General features: G+C 32.0%; 24 protein-coding genes. 19 read left to right on the forward strand and 5 right to left on the reverse strand.

Annotated features, from left to right (window positions below):
- Positions 1-608: 608 nt before the first annotated feature.
- The 3 genes from KQI68_RS02205 to serC are packed head-to-tail and all read right to left on the reverse strand — an operon-like array spanning position 609 to position 4,104.
- The gene (locus KQI68_RS02205; RefSeq protein WP_216548479.1) at positions 609-1,832 is read right to left on the reverse strand and encodes a DUF1015 domain-containing protein; all 1,224 of its coding nucleotides are present in this window, start codon (positions 1,830-1,832) and stop codon (positions 609-611) included.
- 7 nt (positions 1,833-1,839) lie between these two features.
- A complete protein-coding gene (locus KQI68_RS02210; protein ID WP_216548480.1) occupies positions 1,840-3,012 on the reverse strand; it encodes a phosphoglycerate dehydrogenase in 1,173 nt (390 codons plus the stop codon).
- Positions 3,013-3,018: 6 nt separating this feature from the next.
- Positions 3,019-4,104: a 3-phosphoserine/phosphohydroxythreonine transaminase gene (gene serC, locus KQI68_RS02215; protein ID WP_216548481.1), complete on the reverse strand. Its 1,086-nt coding sequence runs from the start codon at positions 4,102-4,104 to the stop codon at positions 3,019-3,021.
- A 315-nt stretch (positions 4,105-4,419) separates the two neighbouring features.
- Between serC and KQI68_RS02220 the strand changes: the two genes are divergently transcribed.
- The 16 genes from KQI68_RS02220 to KQI68_RS02295 all read left to right on the forward strand — a co-directional run bounded on the left by KQI68_RS02220 (position 4,420) and on the right by KQI68_RS02295 (position 17,370).
- Complete coding sequence (locus KQI68_RS02220; protein WP_216548482.1) at positions 4,420-5,190, forward strand: hypothetical protein; 771 nt, start codon at positions 4,420-4,422, stop codon at positions 5,188-5,190.
- A gap of 92 nt (positions 5,191-5,282) precedes the next feature.
- A complete protein-coding gene (locus KQI68_RS02225) occupies positions 5,283-6,050 on the forward strand; it encodes a hypothetical protein (protein WP_216548483.1) in 768 nt (255 codons plus the stop codon).
- Positions 6,051-6,191: 141 nt separating this feature from the next.
- Positions 6,192-6,413, forward strand: a complete 222-nt coding sequence (locus KQI68_RS02230; RefSeq protein WP_216548484.1) for an acyl carrier protein — start codon at positions 6,192-6,194, stop codon at positions 6,411-6,413.
- Between the two features lies 1 nt (position 6,414).
- Entirely contained in the window at positions 6,415-6,861 is a 447-nt protein-coding gene (locus tag KQI68_RS02235) for an acetyl-CoA carboxylase biotin carboxyl carrier protein (protein ID WP_216548485.1), read from the forward strand.
- Positions 6,855-8,231, forward strand: coding sequence for an acetyl-CoA carboxylase biotin carboxylase subunit (locus KQI68_RS02240; RefSeq protein ID WP_216548486.1), 1,377 nt, complete (start codon positions 6,855-6,857; stop codon positions 8,229-8,231). Before KQI68_RS02235 ends, KQI68_RS02240 begins: the two co-directional genes overlap by 7 nt.
- Positions 8,224-9,060 (forward strand): acetyl-CoA carboxylase carboxyltransferase subunit beta, encoded by an 837-nt coding sequence (locus KQI68_RS02245; RefSeq protein WP_216548487.1) that lies wholly within the window; start codon positions 8,224-8,226, stop codon positions 9,058-9,060. Before KQI68_RS02240 ends, KQI68_RS02245 begins: the two co-directional genes overlap by 8 nt.
- Positions 9,047-9,826 carry a carboxyl transferase domain-containing protein gene (locus KQI68_RS02250; protein ID WP_216548488.1) on the forward strand — a complete coding sequence of 260 codons (780 nt, stop codon included), beginning with the start codon at positions 9,047-9,049 and terminating at the stop codon, positions 9,824-9,826. Before KQI68_RS02245 ends, KQI68_RS02250 begins: the two co-directional genes overlap by 14 nt.
- The gene (locus KQI68_RS02255) at positions 9,826-10,719 is read left to right on the forward strand and encodes a ketoacyl-ACP synthase III (RefSeq protein ID WP_216548489.1); all 894 of its coding nucleotides are present in this window, start codon (positions 9,826-9,828) and stop codon (positions 10,717-10,719) included. The genes KQI68_RS02250 and KQI68_RS02255 overlap by 1 nt, the downstream gene beginning before the upstream one ends.
- Before the next feature lies 1 nt (position 10,720).
- Positions 10,721-11,647, forward strand: coding sequence for a nitronate monooxygenase (locus KQI68_RS02260; RefSeq protein WP_216548490.1), 927 nt, complete (start codon positions 10,721-10,723; stop codon positions 11,645-11,647).
- Positions 11,625-12,644 carry an NAD(P)H-dependent flavin oxidoreductase gene (locus KQI68_RS02265; protein ID WP_216548491.1) on the forward strand — a complete coding sequence of 340 codons (1,020 nt, stop codon included), beginning with the start codon at positions 11,625-11,627 and terminating at the stop codon, positions 12,642-12,644. The genes KQI68_RS02260 and KQI68_RS02265 overlap by 23 nt, the downstream gene beginning before the upstream one ends.
- Complete coding sequence (locus KQI68_RS02270) at positions 12,637-13,542, forward strand: ACP S-malonyltransferase (RefSeq protein ID WP_216548492.1); 906 nt, start codon at positions 12,637-12,639, stop codon at positions 13,540-13,542. The genes KQI68_RS02265 and KQI68_RS02270 overlap by 8 nt, the downstream gene beginning before the upstream one ends.
- Positions 13,532-14,257 (forward strand): 3-oxoacyl-[acyl-carrier-protein] reductase, encoded by a 726-nt coding sequence (gene fabG, locus KQI68_RS02275; protein ID WP_216548493.1) that lies wholly within the window; start codon positions 13,532-13,534, stop codon positions 14,255-14,257. Before KQI68_RS02270 ends, fabG begins: the two co-directional genes overlap by 11 nt.
- Positions 14,254-15,471, forward strand: a complete 1,218-nt coding sequence (gene fabF / locus KQI68_RS02280; protein WP_216548494.1) for a beta-ketoacyl-ACP synthase II — start codon at positions 14,254-14,256, stop codon at positions 15,469-15,471. Before fabG ends, fabF begins: the two co-directional genes overlap by 4 nt.
- Before the next feature lies 1 nt (position 15,472).
- Positions 15,473-15,907 carry a 3-hydroxyacyl-ACP dehydratase FabZ gene (gene fabZ / locus KQI68_RS02285; RefSeq protein ID WP_216548495.1) on the forward strand — a complete coding sequence of 145 codons (435 nt, stop codon included), beginning with the start codon at positions 15,473-15,475 and terminating at the stop codon, positions 15,905-15,907.
- A gap of 9 nt (positions 15,908-15,916) precedes the next feature.
- The gene (locus KQI68_RS02290; protein WP_216548496.1) at positions 15,917-16,387 is read left to right on the forward strand and encodes a MarR family transcriptional regulator; all 471 of its coding nucleotides are present in this window, start codon (positions 15,917-15,919) and stop codon (positions 16,385-16,387) included.
- 101 nt (positions 16,388-16,488) lie between these two features.
- Complete coding sequence (locus tag KQI68_RS02295; protein WP_216548497.1) at positions 16,489-17,370, forward strand: DUF368 domain-containing protein; 882 nt, start codon at positions 16,489-16,491, stop codon at positions 17,368-17,370.
- A gap of 999 nt (positions 17,371-18,369) precedes the next feature.
- On the opposite strand, the gene ypfJ is transcribed toward KQI68_RS02295, so the two are convergent.
- Complete coding sequence (ypfJ, locus tag KQI68_RS02300; RefSeq protein WP_216548498.1) at positions 18,370-19,221, reverse strand: KPN_02809 family neutral zinc metallopeptidase; 852 nt, start codon at positions 19,219-19,221, stop codon at positions 18,370-18,372.
- Positions 19,222-19,315: 94 nt separating this feature from the next.
- Here ypfJ and KQI68_RS02305 point away from each other — a divergent pair, with 94 nt between their 5' ends.
- Both KQI68_RS02305 and KQI68_RS02310 read left to right on the forward strand, forming a co-directional pair.
- Entirely contained in the window at positions 19,316-20,191 is an 876-nt protein-coding gene (locus KQI68_RS02305; RefSeq protein WP_216548499.1) for a diacylglycerol/lipid kinase family protein, read from the forward strand.
- 1 nt (position 20,192) lies between these two features.
- Positions 20,193-20,840, forward strand: a complete 648-nt coding sequence (locus KQI68_RS02310; RefSeq protein WP_216548500.1) for an aspartate/glutamate racemase family protein — start codon at positions 20,193-20,195, stop codon at positions 20,838-20,840.
- Positions 20,841-21,281: 441 nt separating this feature from the next.
- On the opposite strand, the gene KQI68_RS02315 is transcribed toward KQI68_RS02310, so the two are convergent.
- Positions 21,282-23,171 carry an ABC-F family ATP-binding cassette domain-containing protein gene (locus tag KQI68_RS02315; protein ID WP_216548501.1) on the reverse strand — a complete coding sequence of 630 codons (1,890 nt, stop codon included), beginning with the start codon at positions 23,169-23,171 and terminating at the stop codon, positions 21,282-21,284.
- Between the two features lie 381 nt (positions 23,172-23,552).
- Here KQI68_RS02315 and KQI68_RS02320 point away from each other — a divergent pair.
- Positions 23,553-26,979 (forward strand): InlB B-repeat-containing protein (locus tag KQI68_RS02320; RefSeq protein WP_216548502.1); only part of this gene is annotated, 3,427 nt, incomplete at its 3' end.

Here is a 26,979-nt window from a genome sequence, read left to right on the forward strand (position 1 = left end):
GTAAACTAAATTTTATCATGTTTTTTTGCTGCAATTTTCCATCAAAGATAATTACACAAACATAAACTTTTTATTTTAACTATTAATTTTTTAAGAATGCTTGGATATGTTAGAAAATTTATTATTAAATTTGTGTTTTTTCTTCTTATTTTGTCTACATCTGCTAGAAAATGAATTTCTTTAGGCAACTCTAATATAACTTTAACTTTAGTTGTTTTTTGGATATATTCGATAGTCTTTTTCTACGGATGATTATTTCAAGTTTTTCTACATCAAGATTAATTTCTTCTTCAAAAGCTTTCTATTCAAGTGTATCTTATATAAGAGCTTTATTTAATATGTTGTGATATTTAGCTTTTAAGCTACTGTTATAATTAAATCTGCTTTAAGGATAATTACAGATTATGGAAAATCTTAATCTATCGTATTAATTGAACTTTGTCCAATTTTTTAATATCTTCATTTCTTTAATTTGTATCTACATTATAAAATCACACTTTGAAGTGGAAATATTTCTTATCTGAACTCTATGTGAAGTCTTTATAAATTAAATGAAAAGAGTTTTTGCAATAAAAAAATCCCCGATTTCTCGGGGAAGGATTTATTTATTATTTTAATTCGTGAATGAAAAGTCCTGAAAGTGGTTTTGGTTCAAACCAAGTTGATTTAGGTGGCATTACTTCGCCTGCATCTGCAACTTCAAAGAGTTCATCAAGTGAAGTAGGGTAAAGTGCAAAGGCTATTTTCATATCTTCTCTTGTTCTCTTTTCAAGCTCTTTTAGTCCTCTTATGCCTCCCACAAAATCAATTCTCGCATCTGTTCTTGGATCTTTGATTCCCAAAATCTTATCAAGTACTAGGTTCTGTAGGATTGATACATCAAGTCTTTCTATTATATCGTCTTTTACAAATTCTTCTTTGACCTTTAGTTTATACCATTTGCCATCTAAATAGAGTCCAAAGTTTTCCTTAGCTTCAGGTTTATATGGTGAAGTTTTTGAAAGTTCAACTTCAAAGTTTTCTTTTAATTTTTCTAAGAATTCTTCTTCAGTTAATCCATTTAAATCTTTTACAACTCTGTTGTAATCCATTATTTCAACTTCATTTGATGGGAATAAAATAGAGAGAAAATAATTGAACTCTTCTTCGCCAGTGTAGTCTTTATGCTCTTCTCGCCTTTTTACACCAACTTTTGCGGCTGAAGCACATCTGTGATGACCATCTGCAATATAGAAGTTTTCAACATTTTTAAACTCTTCTATTAATTTTGAAACTTTTGTAATATCATTAATAGTCCAAACTTTATGATTTACTCCATCTTCTGTTGTAAAGTCTAGCTCTGGTGCATTTGAAGTTTCTTCTTCTATAATTTTATTTATCTCATCTACAGCTCTATATGTTAAAAATATAGGTCCTGTATTGGCGTCAAGTTTATCTACGTGATTTATTCTGTCTGCTTCTTTTTCTTTTCTAGTGAATTCATGCTTTTTAATTTTGCCATTTAAATATTCATCAACTGAAGAACAAGCCGCAAGGCCTACTTGAGATTTTCCCTTCATTGTAAGCTGGTAGATATATAATTTGTTTTTATCTTCTTTGTAGAAATATCCCTCATCTTTTAAAGAGTTGAAATTTGAAAGAGCAACTTCATTTAGGTTTTCTCTATCTTCATCAAGTGTTGCTGCTGGAAGATCAACTTGCAAGAAGGACTTTGGATTTTTATTTATTATTTCTCTTGCTTCATCAACTGAATAGACGTCATAGGGAAGTGCAGCAACTTCTTCTGCGAATTCTCTTTTAGGTCTAACTGCTTTAAATCCTCTAATTATCATAGGGCACCTACTTAATCAACCTAACTCTAACTACACCTTCAATGCCGTAGAGTTTAGTTCTTAGATTTTCATCAACTTCTGAGTCAATGTCAATCATAGTTGCAGCCCATTTATCCTTGTGGCGATTAAGTAAATCAGAAATATTTACCTTTTCATCTGCAAGTATTGTTGTTATCTGTGCAATCATGCTTGGGATATTTTGGTGCAGTACAAGAATTCTGTGAGCACTATTGCATTTTCCCATGTCCATATTTGGAAAGTTTACAGAATTTTTTATATTTCCATTTTCTAAAAAGTCTACTAATTCTTCTACAACCATTTTTGCAGAATTTTCTTCTGATTCTGGAGTAGATGCACCAATATGAGGAAGGTTAATTGTATTTTTTAGATTTATTGTCTCCTCATCTGGGAAGTCGCAGACATATTTTTTAACCTTGCCATTTTCAAGGTATTTTTCAAGTGCTTCAATATCAACAAGTCCTCCACGTGCAATATTAAGTAGCACAAGTCCGTCTTTTGCAATCTCAAAAAGCTCGCCATTTACTATATTTTTTGTAGCTTCGCTGTATGGGATGTGAAGAGAAATATAGTCGGCATTTTTAAAGATTTCTTTGATATCTTCTGTGTATCCAACTTTATTATCAAGATGTAGTGCATTTTTTATAGAAAGAAAAGGGTCATAACCGATAACTTTCATTCCCATATCCACTCCAGCTGAAGCAACGAGCTGACCAGTTGCACCAAGGCCTATTACTCCAAGAGTTTTGCCCTTTAATTCAGGACCAGCGAATGCTTTTTTGCCAGCTTCAACATCTTTTTTAATATTGTCGTGGCATTCTAAATTATTTGCCCAATTAGCTGCTCCAATTATATCTCTTGAAGCTAGAAGCATTCCTGTAAGAGCAAGTTCCTTAACTGCATTTGCATTTGCTCCAGGTGCATTACAAACTACAATTCCCATTTCTGCACATCTATTTACGGGAATATTATTTGTTCCAGCACCAGCACGACCAATGTATCTCACATTTTCTGGAAAGTCCATGTCGTGTAAATCAGCACTTCTAACTAAAATTGCATCTGGATTTTCTTCTTCTGCATTGTAATTAAAATTTTCAGGAAGAAGATTCAGACCTTTTTTAGAAATATTATTTATAGTTTTAATTTTATAATTTCTTTTCAATTCTTATCACCTATTTTCCCTTTCGAAATCTTTCATATAATCGATTAAGGCCTTAACTCCTTCTATTGGCATAGCATTGTAAATACTTGCTCTCATTCCGCCAACTGTACGGTGACCTTTTAAATTTTCAAGACCCTTTTCTTTAGCACCCTTTACAAACTTAGCATCAAGTTCATCATTGCCAGTTACAAAGACAACATTCATTAGGGAACGGTCTTCAACCTTGATGTTATTTTTAAAGATTTTGCTATTGTCGATGAAGTCATAAAGAAGTTTTGCCTTTTCTTTGTTTATAGCTTCAATTCCTTCAACTCCGCCCATTTTCTTAATCCACTTAGCCACAAGACCAGTTATATAAATTGAATAACATGGTGGAGTGTTGTAAAGTGAATCCTTATCTGCATGAGTTTTGTAAGAAAGCATAGTAGGAATATCTTCTCTCGCTTCTTTAATTAAACCTTTTTTAAGAGCAACAATTGTAACTCCTGCTGGTCCAAGATTTTTTTGTGCACCTGCAAATACTAAATCAAATTTATTGTAGTCATATTTTTCAGACAAAATATTCGATGAAATATCTGCAACAAGGGGTTTAGTTAATTTGTCGATTTTTTCTGGAGCAATTCTAGTTCCATAAATTGTGTTGTTCACACAAAGATATAAAAATTTAGAATTTACATCCATTTCTTCTTCTTTGATTTCTGGGATATAGGTATAAGTATCTTCCTTAGAAGATGCTAAAATTTCAGGCTTTGCAAATTTCTTTGCTTCTTTATATGCCTTATCAGCCCAAGAACCAGTAATTAAATAAGAAGCAACGTCTTCTTTATCTAGTAAATTCATTGGAATCATTGCAAACTGAGTTGAGCCTCCACCTTGTAAAAATAAAAGCTCATAATCATCAGAAAGTCCCATTAATTCTATAAGGTCCTTCTTAGCTTCTTTATGGATGTCGTCATAAAAGGAGGAGCGATGACTCATCTCCATAACTGACATGCCTGAATTATTGTAATCTAACATTTCTTTTTGTGCTTTTTCTAGAACTTCTACCGGAAGAGTAGATGGTCCTGCAGAAAAATTATAAATTCTTTTCATTTCGTCCTCCTCTTTCTTTTTAATATTCTTTACTGTGATAAAAATGTAAAGTTGATTAATTATAATACAAGTTTAAAGGTGATTGCAAGTTAAAAAATTCGTGAAAACATTTGATAATTTTTAATTTTTGATTATTAAAATAAATTTAATTTTCTAATTAAGAGGCTTCGAAGAAATTGAGATTTAAAAATAATTTTCAAGTTTTAATAAATTGCATTTAATAAAAACCTTTACATATTATTGTTATAAATATATGATAAAGGCAATAATACATATTAATTTTTAATGATAAAAATAAAATTAAAGGAGGATATTATGGAAAGTAGAGAAGTTCGTGAGTATAGATACTCATCAATTTTTTTAACATTTCTTGCAGTTAGTATTTTTACAGGAATTATAGGAGCTTTTTTTAATAGGAATTCTTATATTTATAATATTTTTGCCGATTTCATAGGAATTTTTGGAAGTTATGCAGTTGCCGCAGGACTTTTAAATAATAGAATGGGTGGATTTACAAAATATTTATCAACTCTAAAAACTTTTACCTTAAAGGCTTTGGTCATCAATCTTGTAATTTCTTTAGGATTTAGTTTTCTTGAAGTTCTTGTGGGAATTCCAATGATATTCAATTCATCATCACCAAGACCGATGACAGATTCAATCGCAAAATTAAGTTCAAATGATTTAATTTTTATTGGATTATTTTTATTATTTAGTGCAGTGGTATATTTATTAACTGCATATATGAATTTTGTTCTAGCTGATAAAAGATTTAAAGAATGCGGAATTGTTGAAACTATTAGTATAATTTTTAAAACAGGAAAATCTCTTTTTAAAGAAACTTTAATACTATCACTAAAATATTATGGATTTATAATATTTTTAATGGGATTAGTTGTATTAGGAGCATTATTTTCAATTGAATTTCTAATAGAAATTTCTTTTATATTACTAGGAGTTTCAATTTTTGCACTTTGGTTATTATTACCAGGTTATTATGCTAGGTTATCTGATTTTTATATTGAATATATTAAAGGCTATTCTAATGGCGATGTAAAATTTAAAGAAGAAATTATTTTAAATTAATTAGCAGCTTTGGCTGCTTTTTTCTATAATATAATTAATCATTTTTTGAAAATTTTATTTTGTAATGGGTATAAATTTATCAGGAGGTCATTATGTTAAAAAATGATTTAAGAGAATACAGATATTCATCGATATTTTTTATACTTGTAGCAGTTGGAATAATTGCAGCTCTATCAGAAGTAATAATAGGAGAAGATTCTAATCTTGCCACTATTATTACAGGAATTGTAGGATCAATTGGAAATTTCATAATTTTTGCAGGACTATTAAACACTCGAATGGGAAGTGTGTCAGATTATCTTTCAAATATTAGATTAATAAATTTAAAGGTAATAGTTGTAAACTTAGCTGTGTACATACTCTTAACTGGAATAGGAATACTTCTTGGAACAGGAACTATTATTTCTGCTGCAATTTTAAATAGTGGAGATATGACAATTTATTTTGTGATTTTTGTGATTTTACTTTACGGAATTTTTTATCTTTTAACTGCACATATTAACTTTGTACTTTCAGATAGGAGATTTAGAAATCTTGGCTTTATTGAAACTTTAGGATTAGTTATAAAGACTGGATTTAAACTATCAGGCAAAACTTTAGTACTTGCTCTTAAATATTATTTGTTACCAATACTTTTAGTTCTTTTTATTGTATTGGGAGGAGCTAATGGAGATGTTAATTCCTTAGCATTTTTATTATTTGGAATTTTGGCAATTTATCTAATAATTTTAGTTTTCTTACTTCCAGGATTTGTTGCAAGACTTTCAGATATTTATTTAGATTATATTGAGGAAAACTATCCTTACGAACCAAGTGATTTTGAAAATGATAAAGAAGAAGATAAATTTTATTTAGATTAATTAGAAATTAGTTAGCAGCCTTAGGGCTGCTTTTTTTACGACTAAATATTAAATAAAAATATTTAAATAATTGACATTTACATCTCTATATAATAAAATCAGTACATAAAAATTTTTAAGTAAAAAAATATGGAGGATGAAATGAATTTAGAAAAATTACAATCAATTATTAGTTCAAACTTTGGAATTGATAAGGAAGAAATTAAATTAGAATCAAATTTACAAGATGATTTAGGTCTTGACTCTCTTGATGCAGTTGAGCTTTCCATGGCTATTGAAGAAGAAGCTGGGATTGAAATTGCTGATGATGATTTCCAAAATTTAAAGACAGTTGACGACTTACTAAAGTTTACAAATAAATAAGATGGAAAAATATTTTGAATTAACTTCCAAATTAATAAAGGCTTTAGAAAATTCAAAAATCAATCATTTAGATATTAGCTTTGAAGGTTTTGCTCTTACTCTTGATAAAAGTATTTCCAATGAAAATCCAAATCACACATCTTTCAAAAACATTGACATAAATACAGAAAACTCATTGGAAAATAATGAAGAAGATAATGAAAATGTAGAAATCTTTAAAGCTCCACTACTAGGCATTTTTTACAAGGCTAAGGATCCAGAGTCCGAGGCCTTTGCCGAAGTTGGAAAAACACTAAAAAAGGGAGACACAATGTGCATCATAGAAGCTATGAAGATGATGAACGAAGTCAAAGCCCCCTACGACTGCAAGATAGTTGAATGTCTTGTTCAAAATGAAGAATTTGTTGAATACAATAAAGCTATTTTTAAATTGGAGAAAATATGTTAAAAAAAGTTTTAATAGCAAATCGTGGCGAGTGTGCTCTTTCAATTTTTAGAACTGCTAGAGAACTTGGCATTAAGACAACTATTGTCTATTCAAAGGAAGATGAAGACCAGGCGGTTGTTTATCTTGCAGATGAGGCAATTTGCATTGGTGATAGATTTCCAAAAGACACTTACTTAAACATAAACGCACTTATTACTGCGGCACTATCAAGTGGCTGCGATAGCGTACATCCAGGATATGGATTTTTATCAGAATCCTATGAATTTGCCAAGGCCGTAGAAGATGCGGGCCTTGTTTTTATTGGGCCTAAATCAGACCTTATTAGAAAAATGTCTGATAAAATCGAAGCTAAAAAAATTATGAAAGAGGCAGAGGTGCCAATAGCTGATGGAATTGAAATAAATGATAAAAATTTAAAAGACATTAAAAAAATTGCAGAAGAAATTGGCTATCCAGTTCTACTTAAAGCTAGGAATGGCGGCGGTGGAAAGGGAATGAGAAGAGTTGATTCATCGAAAAACTTAATGGATTTAATAGAGCTTACAAAAAGTGAAGCCAAGTCTTCCTTTGGCAGTTCTGAAATTTTCATTGAAAAATTAATTGAGAGACCAAGACATATTGAGGTGCAAATTCTTTCTGATGGAAAAAATGCAATTCATCTCTTCGAAAGAGAATGCAGTATTCAGAGAAATAATCAAAAGATAATTGAAGAGGCACCTTGCAATTTTATCTCAGATGATTTAAAAAATAGACTTTATGATGCAAGTATTAAATGCGTTAAAGCGACAAACTACAAAGGTGCAGGCACTGTTGAGTACTTAGTTGATCAAAATGAAAATTTTTATTTTATGGAGATGAACACAAGACTTCAAGTTGAGCATGCTGTCACAGAGATGATTACTGGTGTAGACATAATAAAAGAGCAGTTTAGAATCGCATCAGGGCTTGGACTTTCTATTAATCAAGAAGATGTGAAAATAGATGGGCATGCAATGGAAGTTCGTGTAAATGCAGTTGATACTTACGAAAACTTCAGACCATCAGCAGGAGAGATTACATTTTTCTTAGAGCCTGGTGGAATGGACACGAGATTTGAATCAAGTATTTATAAGGGAATTAATGTGCCTATTTATTACGACTCAATGATTGGAAAAATTATTGTAAAGGACAGAACCCGACTTTCTGCAATAAAGAAAATGAGAAGGGCAATTGAAGAAACTGTAATCGAAGGAATCGAAACCAATCTTGGATTTTGCTATGCAATTTTATTTGATTTCGATTTTATCAGGGGAAATATTCACACAAACTTTATAAATAATAAGGAAACAGTCCTCATAGAGAGAATGAGGGAGGTAGTAGATTATGAATAAAAAGGATCTTACAAAGAGAAAAAGTCTTCTTAAATCCATAAGAAATCTTGCAAATATTACAAAAACAAAAGCAAAAGAAGAAAAACTTATTTGTAAATCTTGTAAGAGAGAAGTGAGTGGAAATAATTTACACATTTGTCCCTATTGTGACAGCTATATGCCAATGTCTGGAGAAGATAGATTTGAGCTGCTCTTAGACAGGGGATATAGCTCTATTAATTTTGGCAGCAAGCATCTAAATCCCATAAATTTTCCAAATTATAAAAATAAAAAGATTAAAGGACTTGATGAGGCCATCTCCATTGCAAGAGGAACTATTGAAGGTTCAAATGTAGTTATTGCAGTTTTGGAACATGACTACATGATGGGAAGTATGGGAACTTATGTGGGCGAAGAGCTTACTAAGATGATTGAATACGCAAACAGAAAGAGACTTCCAATAATTATAGTTTCTGTAAGTGGTGGAGCAAGAATGCAAGAGGGAATTTTTTCTCTAATGCAAATGGCAAAAGTTTCTCTTGCACTTTCAAACTTTTCTGAAAGCGGAGGACTTTATATAAGTCTTATGACAAATCCTACAATGGGTGGAGTCAGCGCAAGCTTTGCATCGGCTGGAGATATTAATTTAGCAGAGCCAGGTGCAAGGATAGGATTTGCTGGGCCAAGGGTTATAAAAGAAACTCTTCACGAAGAACTTCCTAAGGGTTTTCAAAGTGCAGAAAAGTTACTTGAGTTTGGATTTTTAGACATGATTGTTGAAAGGAAGAATCAGAAAGAAGTTTTGGGAAAGATTTTAAAACTTCACAGAGGTGACAATGGACGCATATAAAAAAGTTATAAACGCAAGGTCAAGTGAAAGAACTCGAGCAAAGGAAATAATCGAAAAAATCTTTGATGAATATATTTATCTAAAGGGCGACAGAGCTTATGGAGATTCTGAAGCAATAATTGGCGGCATTGGAAGTTTATCTAATGGAATTAAAAACCACAGAGTTACTTTTATTGGAATTCAAAAAGGTGCTGATGCTGAGGAAAGCCTGAGAACTAATTTTGGAATGCCTAATCCTCACGATTACAGAAAAGCAATTAGACTTATGAAACAAGCAGAAAAATTTAAAAGACCTGTCATAACTTTTGTAGACACACCTGGAGCATTTCCTGGAGTTGAAGCAGAACAGCGTGGTCAACATCAGCTTATTTCAGATTCATTAATTACAATGGCGGGACTAAAGGTTCCTACAATTGCTTTTATAATTGGCGAAGGTGGATCAGGTGGAGCATTGGCTCTTGCACTTGCGAATAAAGTTTACATGGCAAGTGGTGCAGTTTATTCCATTCTTTCTCCTGAAGGATTTGCCACAATTTTATACAAAGATGTAAATAAAAAGTATGATGCAGCTGAGCTTATGAGACTTACTGCAGATAATCTCTATGAAGATGGAATAATAGATGGAATTGTAAAAGAAAATGACAACAAAATTGACCTTAGCGATTTAAAGAGAATTATTTTTGAATCACTTGATGAATATAGAATTTATTCGCCAACAAAGATTATAAGTGACAGGTATAAAAGGTTTAGAAGGATTGGTGTTTAATGGGTTTAAAATTTATAGAATCAAAAAATTTAGACTTAGAAATTAAAAGAGATAATCTTTATTTCGAAGAAAGACTGGACACCAGTTCAGATTGGATAGAGAAAAGAACAGGAATTAAGACGAGATTTTTCACAGAACTTGACACTGAAGAAATGACAAAAAAACTTGTGAAAAATTTTAAAAGTGATATAGAAAATTTAGATTTAATAATCTGTGCAAGCTTTTCAACTAAGAGAAGAATGCCATCACTTTCATCAATTGCAAGAGAAACAATTGGTGCAAATGAAAATGTACTGTGCCTTGACATAAATCTTGCCTGTGCTGGATTTTCTGCGGCGCTAATTTTGGCAGAGAAATATCTAGAAAAGGGAAGAAAGGCACTTATATTTGCATGCGAAAAAATTTCAGATTACATGGACTTTTCTGACCGATCAACTGCAATTTTATTTGGAGATGGAGCAGCGGGAGTCATAGTTGAGAAAAATGAAAAATTATTTATTTCTGATACTAAATCATTAAATCACGAAAATACATTAAATCTCTACGAAGGTGAGACTATAACTATGGAAGGCAAAAAAGTATACCGCTTTGCAGTAGAAGAAGTCCCAAAATCCCTAAAAAAACTCATGTGCGAAAGTGATTTAAAACCAGATGAAATAGATAAAATAATTCTTCATCAGGCAAATTATAGAATTATAAATTCAGTACTTAAAAACTTAGAAATTGATGAAGATAAAAGCTTTTCAAATTTAGATGTATATGGAAATACATCGGCTGCAACTATACCAATAGTTATTGCAGAAAATTTCGAGAAGATTAAAGATGGAGAAATACTTTTAATGTCAGGATTTGGCGCAGGCCTTTCTGTTGTAAGTATTTTAATGGAGTGTTGAGATGAATTTAGAAAAATTATTAGGAATAAAATATCCCATAATTCAGGGCGGAATGGCTCATATTGCAACAAGTGAACTTGCAGCTGCAGTAAGTGAAGCTGGTGGACTTGGAGTAATTGGATCAGGCGGCATGAGTGCTGAAGATTTAAGAGATAACATAAGGGACTTAAGAGCAAAAACCAAAAAACCTTTTGCAGTAAATCTAATGATGTTAAGACCAGACACTGATGATTTAGTAAAAGTAATTTTAGAAGAAGATGTAAAAATTCTAACTATTGGTGCTGGAAGCTACGGAAAGTATGCTGATATTTTTAAGGAAAAGGAAATAAAAGTAATCCCAGTTATAGCATCGCCAGTGCAAATAAAAAGATACGAAGATTACAATCCAACAGCATATATTGCTGAAGGAATGGAAGCAGGTGGTCATATTGGACAAATGACTACAATAACTCTTATCCCTGAAGCTGTTAATGCAACTGATAGACCAATAATTGCAGCAGGAGGAATTGCATCAGGTAGAGAAATCTTTGCAGCAGAAATTTTAGGTGCAAGTGGAGTGCAAATTGGAACAGGATTTTTATTTACAGAGGAATGCCCAGCTCATGAAAATTATAAAAATATCCTTTTAAAATCAACTTCATCAAAGGTAACAGTTATTGGAAATAATAATGTGCCAATGAGACTTCTTAAAAATAAAATGACAAGAGATTATAAAAATCTTGAAAAATCAAATTCCTTAGAAGAATTAGAATATTTTACAATAGGAAGACTTCGTAAAGCTGTAAAAGAAGGCGATGTAGTTGAAGGCTCTGTAATGACAGGACTTGACGTGGGAAGATTTAATGAAATTGTGCCAGTAAAAGAATTTATCGAAAGAATCTTTAGGGAATACGATGAGGTTAAAAATGGCTATAAAAATCAGGGATAAATCTATAGACATCCCCATAATTCAAGGTGCCATGGCAATAGGGATTTCCAATGGAAACCTTGCAGGTGCAGTTGCAAATAGAGGCGGCATAGGAACTCTTACTATGGTTAACCCAGGATACAATGAAGAAGATTTTTACAAAAATTTTATCGAGGCAAATAAGAGGGCCTTTACAAAAGAAGTAAAAATTGCAAGAGAAAAATCTCACGGCAATGGTCTAATTCTTACGAATTTAATGAATGTAGTTGAACACAAGGAAGAATACTTAGAATTTTTAGACACTCAAGACATTGACGGAGTCATAATGGGAGCAGGACTTCCACTTGACCTTCCAAAATATATTTCAGAAGATAAATTAATTGCTCCAATTGTTTCATCGAAAAGAGCCCTTAGGCTAATTATGAAAAAATGGCAAGCTTATAAAAGAAAGCCCGATCTTATAGTTTTCGAAGGACCTGAAGCTGGAGGCCATCTTGGATTTAAAGTTGAGGAGCTTGATATGGATATATTCGCAGAACTTCGTGAGATTTTAGATTTTGCAAAAGATATCCCAGTATTTATCGGCGGAGGTTTTGGAACTCCCGAAAAAATAAAAAAGGCCCTAGAGCATGGAGCAACTGGAGTTCAAATTGGAACTGGATTTTTATTTACAGAAGAATCAGGACTTGAAAGGAATGCAAAGATTGAGTTTTTAAAAAATAAAGACAAGTATGAAAACACAATTTTAAAAAGTCCCGTTGGACTTCCAGCAAGAGGATTATTAAATAATTTTGTCAAGAAGGCAAGAGAAGTTAATATTCCTCCAAAGAGATGTATGGCTTGCATTAAGACATGTAAAAGACGTGATACAAATTATTGCATTAACGAAGCTCTAATTAATGCAGTTAGGGGAAATATTGAGGAAGGACTTTTCTTTTCAGGAACTGATATAAAAAATATTGATGAATTAAGAACTGTTGATGAATACATTGATTATTTAAGGAGTGCTTATGAGTAAAGTAGCTGTAATTTTTGGAGGACAAGGATCCCAATACGAAAATTTGGGAAAAGTTTTTATTGAAAAAAATGTTGCACCAGAAATTTATGGAGAAATCAAAGAATATGAAGAAATAATAAAAAATGGAAGTTTTGAAGAAATTTCCATGACTAAAAATCTTCAGCCAATAATGCTTGCTTATCAGCTTGCGTCATTAAAAATTGTAAGAGAAAAGCTTGATATAGATGCAACTTGTGGCTTAAGTCTTGGAGAATACGCATCACTTGTAGCAGCTAATGTAATTTCAGCAGAAGATGCACTAAAACTTATTAAAATTCGCGGCAAATTAATGCAGGAATGCGGAGAAAAAATCAATTCAAAAATGCTTGCCATTTTGAACAAAAACGAAGATGAAGTCAAAGAAATTATAAAAAATTCAGAAATTTCTAATATCTTTATCTCCAATATAAATTCGCCAAAACAAATCCTTATTGCAGGAGAAGAAAAAGATATTGACGCATTTAAAGTTTATGCTAAAGAAAATAAAATCAGAAATATCGAGATGAAAGTATCAGGTGCATTTCACACAAAATACATGGGTGAAGCTGCAATAGAATACAAAAATTATCTTGAAGAGATAAGTTTCAGTGAGCCTAAAATAGATTATTATCTAAACTTAACTGGAAAAAAATATAGCGGCGAAGATTTAAAATTAGTATTATCGAAGCATATTGAAAATCCCGTTAGGCTTTATGATTGTCTTGAAAACATAGTAAATTCAGGAGTGAACAAAATTATAGAAATTGGACCAAGTGATGTGCTTTCAAAAATTATTGCCAAGAATTTTAAAAATATAGAAATTATTTCTCTTAAAAATGAAGAAGAAGTAATAGAATTTGGAGAAAATTATGGAAAATAAAAACTACGCTTTTATTAGTGGTGCAAGTGGAGGGATTGGCGTCTTTATAGCAGAAGAGTTGAAAAAAGACTACAATTTAATTCTTCACACTAGAAGCAAAAAAGATGTACTTGAAAAATTAAAAGATGAATATAAAGATATTGATGTGAAAATAGTAGAAGGCGATTTGTCAAAATTTGAAGACTGCCAAAAAATCTTTGATGAAGTAAAAGATTTAGATGTAGAAGTTCTTGTAAACAATGCTGGAATAACAAAGGATAATTTAATTTTTAGAATGACTGATGAAGATTTTACAAAAGTTATAGAAACAAATTTAAATTCTGCATTTTATCTTTCAAAACTTTTTGCAAGACCAATGATGAAAAAAAGAAAGGGAAAAATTATAAATATCTCTTCAATAGTTGGCATTAAAGGAAATCCAGGCCAGGCAAATTATGCAGCATCAAAGGCGGGACTTATTGCTCTAACAAAGACTATGGCAAAAGAACTTGGCGGCAAAAATGTATTAGTTAATGCAGTTGCACCAGGTTTTATTGAGACAAAGATGACAGAAGAATTATCAGATAGTGTGAAAGAAGAAATGCTAAAAGGTATTCCGCTTAAAAGATATGGAAGTCCAGTTGAAGTTGCAAAGGTCATAAGATTTTTAGCAAGTGATGATGCAAGTTATATTAATGGTCAAGTGATTTCTGTAGATGGAGGTTTAAATACATGAGAGTAGTAGTTACAGGAGTAGGTTTTATAACTCCCATTGGAGAAACTAAAGAAGAATTAATAAATTCTATGAAAAATAAAAAATGTGGGATTAAAGAAATCACTCATTATGATATAATAAACCGTGAGGTTAAACTAGCTGGCGAGTTAGAAAATTATGATGCCAGCAAATATTTCAATCGAAAAGAAATTAATAGATTAGATAAGGTGAACCAATACAGCTTAATAGCAGCAAGAAAAGCAAGTGTAGATGCAGGACTAGATGGATTGGATTACGACAAAAGACGCACAGCAGTCTACATAACTTCTGGAATTGGAGGACTAGAAAGTATCGAGGTTGACCACACTAGAGGGCAAAAAAGAGGATTCGATAAACTTAGCCCATACTTTATCACAAAGGCAATTATTAACTCAGTAGCTGCCAATGTGGCAATTGAATTAGGAGCAAAGGGAGCATGTCTATCTCACGTAACTGCATGTGCTTCGGCTACTAATGCAATTGGAGAAGCTTATAGGGCAATTAAGGACGGATACCAAGACATAATATATTGTGGGGGAAGTGAAGCTTCAATAACTGAGCTTGGTGTAGGAGGATTTACATCAATGAAGGCACTTTCTACATCAACAGATATTAATAGAGCATCCATTCCCTTTGACAAAGACAGAGACGGATTTGTCATGGGAGAAGGAGCTGGAGTAATAGTTCTTGAATCACTTGAAAGTGCAGAAAAAAGAGGCGCAAAAATCTTAGCAGAAATAACTGGCTATGGGGTTAATTGTGATGCATATCACATAACATCTCCAAGTCCATCAGCTGAGATGGCAACTCTTGCAATAGAAGATGCACTAAAAGATGCTAAGCTAAGTCCAGAAGAAATAGATTATATAAATGCTCATGGAACATCTACAAATCTTAACGACAAATACGAGACTATTGCCATTAAAAAAGTTTTTGGCGATAGAGATGTCCTCGTATCATCATCTAAATCGCAAATTGGACATTTATTAGGTGCGTCAGGAGCAGTTGAGTGCATTATGACTATACTTGCAATGAACAATGGATTTTTACCACCTCTAATTAATTACAAAAATAGAGATCCTGAATGTGATCTAAACTTTGTAACAGACACAGAAGAAAGAAAGATAAATTATTTCTTAAAGAATTCACTGGGATTTGGTGGACACAATGCCAGTCTAGTTTTTAGGAGTTTTTAATATGGAACTTACTTTTGATGAAATAAAAGAAATATTGCCTCATAAATATCCATTTATAATGGTTGATAGAATAATAGAATTACAAAAAGATAAATATGCAGTGGGAATAAAATGCGTCTCTAATGGGGATTTTTATTTTCAAGGTCATTTCCCTCAGAAGGCTCTAATGCCAGGAGTACTACAAATAGAGACAGTAGCACAAGTAGGAGCAACTTGTCTATTGTTAGAAAATAGGGATAAAATTGCAGTGCTTGCAGGAGTTAAAAGGGCGAGATTTTATAAAGAAGTTAGCCCAGGAGATGTCTTAAAAGTAAAATGTGAGATGATTAAAACAGTTAAAAATCTTGGATTCGCCGAAGGAATCATTACTCGTAAAAATTCTGATGGCGAAGATGAAAGGGTTATGACTTGTGAGATTTCCTTTGCATTAGCTTAGGAGGATAATATGTTAGATGAGAGATTCAACGAAGTTTATGATAAATTTAAGTTGAATTTATACAAAAATATGTTTGCTAACCTACAAGACAGAGAAGCTACATTAACAGCGACTGAAACATTTACAATAGAAGTTATTCACTGTCTGAATAGACCTAAAGTAAGTGAGGTTACAGAATTCTTGGAAATTTCTCATCCAAATATAGCTTATAAAATTTCACAACTTGTGAAAAAAGGCTATTTAAGAAAAGTTCAGTCACAAGAAGATAGAAGAGAATTTTATCTAGAATGTACTGATAAGTTCTACAAATATAATGACATGAAGACAGCCTATGTACACACAGTTTTAGAAAGATTAAAAGATAGAGTAGATAAATCAGAAATAGAAGTTTTAGAAAAAGTTCTGGGAATAATGAGCGATGAGCTCATGCCTGAGGTTACAGACTTTATAAAAAATAAAATAGAAGATGAAGAAAAATAATTAGCAAGATCCATTTGGATTTTGCTTTTTTATTTAATTTTTAGAAAAATACCAATTTTTTATATTTTAATGTTATCATATTAAAAAGTGGGTGGAATAAGATGATTTTAAATTTCTTTCACGGATTCGCAATGTCTATTGCAGACTCTGTGCCTGGAGTAAGTGGCGGAACTATTGCCTTTATTCTGGGGTTTTATGACAAATTCATAGATGCACTTCATTATTTTTTTGAAAAGGGAAGTGGAAGGAGAAGAAGAGCCTTTAAATATCTAGCAAACCTTGGAGTAGGTTGGGGATTTGGATTACTTCTCAGCATATTTTTTCTTTCAAACTTATTTCAAGAGAAGATTTTCTTGATGTCGTCAATATTTTTAGGACTGACACTAGCTTCAATTCCCTTTGTAATAAAAGATGAATTAGAAATAATTAGAGAAAACAAAAAAGATTTCTATTACATATTAATTGGAATCTTTGTAGTAATAATGCTAGTGTTATTTCGTGAAAATAAACTAATAAGAGACTTTGACTTAAATAATCCAAATATTTGGGAGCTAATTTATTTATTTTTCTCAGGAGCAGTGGCAATATCTGCAATGGTGCTTCCGGGAATATCAGGCTCATCAGTACTTTTAATAGCAGGAGTTTATATACCAGTAGTAGAAGCATTAGGAGAGATAATAAGATTTAACTTTGACAAAATATTTTCCATAATGATTTTGGCACTTGGAGTAATATTTGGGATATTTATTTCAATTAATATGATAAGAGATAAAATGAGACATCACAGATCAAAGATGCTTTATCTAATAATTGGAATGATAATAGGGTCTTTATATGCAATAATAATGGGTCCAACGACTTTAAACTCATTTACAGAGCCACTTAATATGAGTAACTTTAGCTTTGTGGGATTTTTAGGTGGTATAGTGATACTTTTTGGACTTGAGATAATTAAGAATTTTACTATGAAAAGGAAGGGATGAGTTTTAAATTCTCATCTCTTTTCTTTTGTTCTAAAGTTTTGATTTTCAACGAGGGCTGTCCCTTGTAATTTAAAATTAAAAGTTATAAATGAACAAAGCTAACAAAAATCAATTGTAAAAATTTAGAAAGGGGCTGTCCTCTTTTAGGATATAGAGAAAGGCAATCAAAAAAGCTCGAGACTAGTCCTTAACCTGTAAAGCTTTAGCGTTAAAAAGAAATTTAAGAGATAAAATTAAAAAACTTAATAATAGAAGTGAGACTTTTCCATTTAAAAACTGAGAGGAAGTCCTCATTTTTTCCAGATGCAGACAGCCCTCGCTGTGCCGTTGGTTCTTCATCGCCTCTAATTTCGCTACGCTCATTAATTAGGCGTGAAGAATGCAAATTAAAATTTGCCAACATTTCCGACTCGCTCTAAAATGCTCCTTATTCAGTCGCATTTTATTCGCTCCCTGGATAAGGTTTTTCATCAATTCAAGCACCTTTCAGTCGCTTTCATTGTGAAAACCGCTCATCTCGTGTCTTCGACACTCGTCTCACTACCATTAAAGGGCAGCCTGCTGCACTGTTTACAACTGGGATTGCCCTAGTCGATTTTTTGCCTACATTCTGAAAATCTGGTTATTTATTTGCAAACTTTGTTAATATTGATATACTTCAAGAAGTAGTGGCGTTTTTATTAGTTTTATTTTGAATTTAGCGTTAGCAATTGTGCCTAATAAGCAAAAATTCAGTCCTTGCGTAAAAAATTTTCAAATTGTTTGAACGAGCGAAGCGAGTGAGTTTTGAAAATTTAGCAAGGGCTTAATTTTTGGACAACCAGCGCGTCAAGGTGTTTTGGGGTGGCTTGGAGGGGCAAAGGACGCTCGCAACGTCCTAATGCCCCTCCAAATTAAAATAAAATCTTAATTTTAGAATAAGAATTAAATAGTTATATAAAAATAAAATTTTAAAATTTCAATTAAAAAAAGTGAGAGTTAAAAAACCCTCACTTTCTCCTACAAATTATTTGTATTAAATGTATCCCAACCAGATAAATCTCCAGCTTCATAACCCTTTTTAAACCATCGAGTTCTTTGCTCACTTGACCCATGTGTAAAGGATTCTGGTCTTACATATCCTTGAGATTTCTTTTGTATCGTGTCATCTCCAATAGACCAAGCTGTTGATATCGCCTCTTCCATATCTCCAGGTTCAAGATATCCCTTGTCAGCTTGATATCTTGCGACTACTCCTGCCAAGTAGTCCGCTTGAAGCTCAAGTCTAACTGTAAGAGCATTTCTTTCTTCTTCAGACATCTTTTGCATCAGTTCTTGATATTGTCCCATGATTCCAGTTAAATTTTGCACATGATGACCAACTTCGTGACTTATAACATAAGACAAGATAAAATCGCCTTCCTTTGCACCAAAGTCATTGATCAAACTGTCGTAGAAGGAAAGATCCATGTAAATGGACTCATCTCTTGAGCAATAAAAAGGTCCCATTCCTGATTGAGCAGTTCCACAACCACTTTGCACAACATCTTTAAAAATATTTAGCTTTGGCTCTCTATACTTAATATCATGAGTTTTCAAAATTTCTGTCCAAGCATCTTCTGTATCAGCAAGGACAACTGCAGAATAATCGTAGAGTTCCTGCTCTTTTTCAGTTAAATTATATTCCTGAGTAGTTGGAGTTTGTCTACTTCCACTTCCAAGACCTGATAAAATTGCTCGAGATGGGCTTCCTGTAAGTAAAAATACAATAAGAGCAACAATTAATCCGCCGCCACCAAGAGCAAGGCCTCCACCACGACCTCTACCACTATTTCCAATATTAGAACTTTGTCTTCTACCTCTCCATTTCATATCAGTACCTCCATTTACCTATTTTTACCCAAAAAAGAAATTGTTAAATATTGTTTAAGAAATTTCTATTTATTATAATGATATTGGTGAAGTAATGAAAAAATTATTTATCATAAGTTCAAAATCAGGAAAAAGCGACTACAAAATAGCTTACGAAAAACTTTTGAAAAATTTTAGTACAGATGAAATAAAAATATCAAAAAATAAAGACGATGTTAAAAAATTTGCAAGACAGTACAGGGACAAAGTCGATGTAATAATAATTCTTGGAGTAGATGGAGCACTTTCTGAATCGGCTGGAGAACTTGCAGGAAGTAAAACTGCTCTTTCGCTAATTCCAATGGGTACTGCCAATGACTTTTCTAAGAATTTTGATTATACTGATTTTGATATAGAAAATTTTAAAATAGAAAAAATTAAAAAGATTGACCTCATGAAAATAAATGACGAAATTTCAATAAATATAGCAAGCCTAGGCTTTGACACAAATGTCCTAGTCTATGCTTATGACTACATGAAGAGAAAAAATGCAGGGGCAAATCTATCTTATATATACGGAGTTTTTAAGAGCATAGTAAATCTAGAAAACACAAAGCTCAATATAATTGCAAAGACAGAAGATGGAGAGATTAATATAGAAGGAGATTATTTAATCTCAGCACTTTGCAACGGCTCATACTATGGAAATGGATTTAATCCTTCGCCAAATGGAAAAATTGACGATGGAATTTTAAATTTAATTCTTGGCGAAAAGATGAGTCTTATTAAACTTGCAACATTAATAATGGCATATAAAAAGGGAAAGCACCTTGGACGAAAGGGAATAAGAGAAATAAAGACCACTAGCGGCATTATAAAATCAGACAGAGAATTTCTATATAATATTGATGGCGAGATAAGAAAAGCTAGTGAAATAAAGTACGAAGTATTAAAGGGTGCGCTTAACTGGGCATACTTAAAAGGAGAATAAAATGAAAGTAGCAGTATTTGCTGGAACAGAAGTAGATACAAAAATGGGAAGAGACTTACTCTTGGAAAATAATATAGAGTCAATAATGTATCCAATATCAAAAAATCCAAAGGAGCAATCAAAACTACAATACTATTCAGTAGAAGAACTCACAAAAATAGTAGAAGAAAAAATAGAAGAGTCCAAAACATTGGGTGCTGAAAAAGTATTTATCTACTGCAATTCACTTTCAGGATCTGTGGATTTAGAATATTTAAGAGAAAAAACAAAGATGGAAATAATAACTCCAATTGATGTGTACAAAAATCTCAATAAAAAATATAAAAATGTAGCAATACTAGCAGCAAATTCAAAATCAGCTCACGAAATAGATAAAATAATCTGTAAAGAAGAATTTAGAAATACAATAACAATGGGAAATCTAGGAATAGTAGAAGAAATTGAAAAGAAAATAAGTCCTGAAGAGATTGTGAATAAACTTGCACTAGGTAAGCTTTTTTATTATTTTAATGAAATTCAAGAAAATAAATTAGACTTAATAATTCTAGGCTGTACACATTTTCCATATATAAAAGAAGAACTTGAAAAACTTACACATATAGAAATTTTGGATCCAGCAGATGAAATGATAGAGATGTTAATGATATAATTAGTAGATATATTTGAAATGGGATTATTGGTGAAAAATAGTGGACAAAATCAAATAGAAGATAAATACTGGGGACTGTCCCATTCTATAGTCAAATTATCAATTAAATCCTAGAAAAATATAATAATTGTAAATTTTGTTATTTTATAAAAACAAAAGAGCTTAGATTTTTGTAAATCAAGCTCTTTTTTTGCATTTTCATCCACAAAAGTGGATAAATTCATGAAATTGTGGATAAAATTGTATATTTTTTGTAAAATATCAATAAAAAATGTGAAAACTATGCGAAAACCTGTGCATAATTTTATTTTTTTTAAAATGTTGATGAAATGTTGACTGTTTTTTGAAATAAATGTTTATTATTCTGTGGATAATGTGTATAACTTTGGGGATAAAGTGTATATCACATTTGGGCTTGTGGAATATTTTGTTTAAAACTTTTTAACTTTCTTCTAATTCCATCCAATTTTCGTAAAGCTCTTCCAAAGTGTTTGCAAGGGTTTCACGGGATTTTGATAATTCATTTGCCAGCTCGTAATCTTCATAAGTGTTGTTATCTGCAAGTTTTTCATCAATTGTGGATAACTCTTCTTCTAATTTTTCTATTTCTTTTTCGATTGCTTCTCTTTCTTTGCGAAGTTTTTTATTTTTTTCTCTTTCTTCTCTGTCTTCTTTCTTTTTCTTGGCAATTTCAGTCTTTGATACATACTCATCATCAAAGTCTTCAGTCACAGTTGTCTTTTCAACATAGTAATCGTAATCGCCCAAGAAGACATTTATTCCAGTGCTTGTCATTTCAAAGATTTTATTTGAAGTCTTGTTTAAGAAATATCTGTCGTGAGATATTGAAAGCACAGTGCCGTCGTATTTATCCAGAGCATCTTCAAGTATTTCTTTAGAGTCAATATCCAAATGGTTTGTAGGCTCGTCAAGTACTAGGAAATTTGCACCCTTTAACATTATTTTAAGAAGTGAAAGTCTTCCTCTCTCTCCGCCAGAAAGTTCAGAGATGCTTTTAAATATATCATCTCCAACGAATAAAAACTCTGCCAAATATTTACGAATGTCAAAATGTTCAAGCTTTGGAAATTCATCCCATATCTCATCCATTACTGTGTTTTCTAAATTTAAATTGTCCATCTCTTGGTAAAAGTATGCGATATCCACATTGGATCCAATTATTACTTCTCCAGTGTCTGGTTGAAGTCCGCCTTCAATTATTTTAAATAGAGTTGATTTGCCAACTCCATTAGGACCAATTAGTCCAATTTTATCTCCCTTATAGACTTCAGCATTTAGATTTTCAAAAACCAAATGATCGCCAAAGGATTTGGAAAGATTTTCGATTCTAAGTACGTCTTTACCTGAAACTTTATTAGTACTAAATCTAAGATTGGTCTTTTTATTGTCCTTTGGCATTTCGATTTTTTGCATTCTGTCTAGCATTTTCTTTCTGCTCTTGCCCTGTTTAATAAATCTGTCGCGACCAAGGTTTAAATATCTCTTAATTATTTCTTCTTGTCTTTTAATTTCCTTTTGTTGATCTTCGTATTGTCTTTTTAAAACTTCGAAATCTTTTTTACGCTGCTTGATATAATTGTCGTAATTTCCGTTGTAGGTTTTTGTCAAGCCATTTTCAAGTAAGACAATTTTTCCTACTATATTATTGAGAAAATATCTGTCGTGACTTATTAATATCACAGCTTTGTTTATTTCTTTTAAATATTTTTCAAGCCATGAGATTGCTCCAATGTCTAAGTGGTTTGTGGGCTCGTCAAGTAGCAAGATGTCTGCCTCTTCAAGTAGAAGCATTGCAAGTGCTACACGAGATTTTTGTCCACCTGAAAGGGTAGAGATTTCTTTTTCAAAGTCATCTTCACTAAAGCCAAGTCCAATTAATGTACCGCGAATTTTTGAATGATAAGAATATCCATCTCTTTCGTGAAACTCATCTTGTAGTTTTTGATATTTATTTAATTCTTCTTCCAAGTTTGAAGGATTTTCTGCAATAATTTCTTCTTGAGCTCTGAGTCTTTTCTCAAGTTCAATTAAATCTCTAAATATGTAGAGACAATTTTCATAAATATTTCCATTAACATTTAAATTTAGTTGTTGTTCGAGATAACCTATTTTTAAATCTTTCTTTCTGAAGATTTCGCCATGGTCATAGGAAATATTTTCTGTGATTATATTAAAAAGAGTGGACTTACCACTTCCGTTAACTCCAATAAGGCCAATTTTATCCCTTTCTTCAACTATTAAACTTGCTGATTTAATAGTTTCTTCATCAATATATGATTTTTTTATATCTGTTAAACTAAGTATTGGCATAATGACCTCCCACACTATTTTAACAAATCTTTACAACCTTTGAAAGCTTTGGAAAAATGGCAGCCATATGGTAAAGAGCATAACAATATTTAACAACAACTAAAGTAATCGAAAGTTGAATATGAAAAATAGAATTCAACGCTAATTTATTGTAGTTAAAAAAGTATAAAATAAAAAAATCTTTAAAGTAAGTAATAATCTAAAATAATTAACAAAAACTAAATAAAAATATTTAAGTGTTGATTTATCGCGATCAAAATCAAATACAAAACAAAATAGATATAGAATGTAATAATAATCAAGAAATTAGTAGAGAATATAATAACTTATTGAATAGTTAATCTATAAAATTAGACTACTAACTTTATTAGGAGGAACATTTTGAAGAAAAATAAGAAAAATGAGGTCAGAATTAGAAAAACGTTGACGCTATCTTTAGCGGCAACGATGATAGCTGCACCTATAGTTGGTGCTGCAACACCAGTTTTTGCTGCAAATAACACACCTTACGCAGTAATATCTGATCAAAGTTTAGAATTAGGTAAGGAATTGGTAAGTAATGCAGTAGCAGCTGCACAATATCCAAAAAATCTAGTGAGTGAAAACAACTGGGACAAGGATGAGATGTCAGAAGATGATGTTAACTATTGGGGAATCAGTCAAGCTAATCCAAAGCAAAAGCTTGTTAGAGTAACTACATCTGATCCTATTGAAATTGTAGATTTCACATATGAAGGTACATTTGTTGACGAAGAGGGCAGAACAAATTTAAGATTATCTTATATGGAAAAATCTTCAGCAGTTTCTGCTGTTTGGAAGCAAGCTCTATTTAGATTTGACGATGACTTATATAATGCTATTGACTGGGAAAAGTCAAAAGGAATTACTGAAAAAGGAGTAGAGTATAAATTTACAACAGCACCTGGAAAGAACGAGAAATTGTTATCTGTTGCTAAAATGATTGCAGAAAGGACGCAAAATAAGAATAATTTACCAATAAACCTTGTTTTAAAAGATGGAGTAAATTTAAATAACCTTGGCAAAAAGAATTATTTAATTCAAATGAGACTGGTTGATGCAAAGAATCAAAGAATTTATGCTTTTGCTCCAGGTAAATCAGCTCTTGACTATTCAACTTATACAAGAACAACATCGGTTTCGTTAGAAGATAAGATTGATACTCTATTTAAAAAAGGACCTATGCAAAAAACAGGTGATTATCTTGCTGTACAACGATCATTCCTTTCTGAGTTTATAGCAAATCCTGACGGATATGCAGATTCTTCAAATCTTGGTCTTGTAAGAACTCAGTATCAAGGAGAGAGAGGAACAGCACCAGGTAACACTACAGATGGCAAACCAACTGGTTTTGCTCAAGTATTTGACGCAAGGTTTGTAGAATATTTCAAAGAAGATCCTCAAGGTAACATTGCTTATACAAACTTATTAAAGTCTGATAGAACAGAATATGATAAACAAGTTAGAGTTCCTATAAAAAAGGAAAATATTAATTATTCAGAAGATAGAAAACTTGCATATATAGTAATTGGAGAATCTAACTTTACTAAAGAGGGTGTAAGCGTAGTATCTGTTGATAAGATGAATAGAAAAATCAGTTTAGATGGTTTTTACTTTACAGCTATCGACTATGTAGTAGATAAGGAAAAATTCCAAGAAACTTTCCAAACAACAGGCACTACAAAAGTTAACTTCTCTATAATGACTGGATGGATAGAAACAAATCCAAAAGGTTGGACAATTTTTGAAAAAGACTATGATGATGATTATGTTTCTTATGCAGGGGAATCATACATTGTTGATACAACACAACAACCTGAAAGCAATCAAATTATTATCCAAGTAGGTAATCCAGAAGAAGCCCTTCTTAGACGTTTCCAAGGATACTATGCAGGATACAAAGGTTCCGATAATGGATTTGAAAAAATTAAACAACTAGCTGATGGTGTATTTGAATTTAGTCTACGTGAAGGAGCTAAGATTTCTAATGGTGAAAAATTAAGAATTTATATACCAGATTCTGGAAATCATGAAGGTCCAGTAAACTTTATGGAAATGAAAAATGGCTCTAAATTAAATGAAGGGGCTGCGACATTAAAGCTTGAAAAAGATAGAAATATTAATATGCACCTTTATAAGAAAGGAAATAAAGGAAGCTTCAAACTTAAATATACTCTTGCTGATGGAACTGAATCAGAACTAGATTTTACGCCAAAAGCACTTTGGAATTATAATGACAAAGATAAAGTTCTAACAGGGGTTCCAAATAAATCTATTACATCTACTGGTGGTAACTTTTGGATTAATACAAAAAAATTAAAACCAGGAAGTGATATTATCGTTGAAGCTTATGATGAAAATGGTGTAAAACAAGAAAATTTAACTTCATCATTTAAGTATAAATCACTTAACAAGCTTGATGAAAAATATACTAGAATGGCATGGGTAGACCATACAGAAGATTTATCTCAAATTGGTATTGAAAAATCAACTTATGTGCCTTACCAAGAAATTTATACTAATGATTATGCCGATGGATATGATGATTGGTATAAAGATTCAAGAGTTGAAACTGATGCAACTAAATTTATGACAAAAACATCACACATCCTTGGTTTTGCAAAATATGAAGGTGCAAAAGTAAGAATGCGTTATATCAATCCAGAAAATATAACTTATGTTGGAAAAGCAGACTCTGAAAGTAATGAGTACGATAATAATGGTGATATAAAAGGTAAAGATGTAACAAAAGTTGTAAATGTTAAAGGAACAGATCATGATGCATATCTATACGATCTAGACTTAACGCAAATAAGTGAATTCAAAGATAGTACACCGGCAGGTGCTGGACTAGAACTTAAAAAAGATATGAAGCTTATCTTTAATTCTTCAAATGGTTCAGCATTACCATCAGACTGGATTGAATCAAGAGTAAAGACAAGAGTATTATTTGATTCGACAGATGGATCTTTTGCAGATACAAAGACAAAAGCAATTAAAGTTGTACCAGATAATGAAAAATTCTTTGAAGAAGATGGTTATGTAGCCAACGGATTTGAAGGAGCAGGAGCAAATACTGCAACAGGAGATAAATTCCCAGAAGCACCAAAAGCAGATGACAAAACATTCCTAGGTTGGGCAACAGAAGCTGGAAAGACTAAATTAGGTAAAACTGTTGTCAAAGCAGCTGATTATGAAGCACTTACAGAAGCAGAAAAATTCACAGCTACAACTCAAGTTCCAACACACCAAGTAGTATATGCTATATGGTCAGAAGAAAAACTTATCACTTTTGATGCAAATGGCGGAGCATTTGATGATGGAAGCAAGACAAAAACTGATGATGTTACTGACGGAGTAACTGCACCAACAGATCCAACATTAGAAGGAAAAGAGTTTAAAGGTTGGGCAAGTACACCAGATGCAACTGAAGCAGAAGACGGAATACTTGAAAATGTAACAGATGCAAAAACTGTATATGCTGTATGGGGAGAACCTACACAACAAGCCACACAAGCACCAACAGTAACTGAACCAAAAGCAGGAGACAAAACAATAAAAGGAACTGCTCCAGCAGGATCAGATGTAACAGTAACCCTACCAGATGGAACAGAGTTAACAACAAAAGCAGATGGAGAAGGAAACTGGAGTGTAGATGTCCCAGCAGACAAAGAATTAACAGAAGGTGCAGAAGTAAAAGCAAAAGCTCAAGAAGATGGAAAGAAAGCATCAGACGAAGCAAAAGCAACAGTAGCAAAAGCAGACGAAACAACACAAGCACCAACAGTAG

The organism is Peptoniphilus ovalis, assembly GCF_018919265.1.
Lineage (GTDB): Bacteria > Bacillota > Clostridia > Tissierellales > Peptoniphilaceae > Peptoniphilus_A > Peptoniphilus_A ovalis.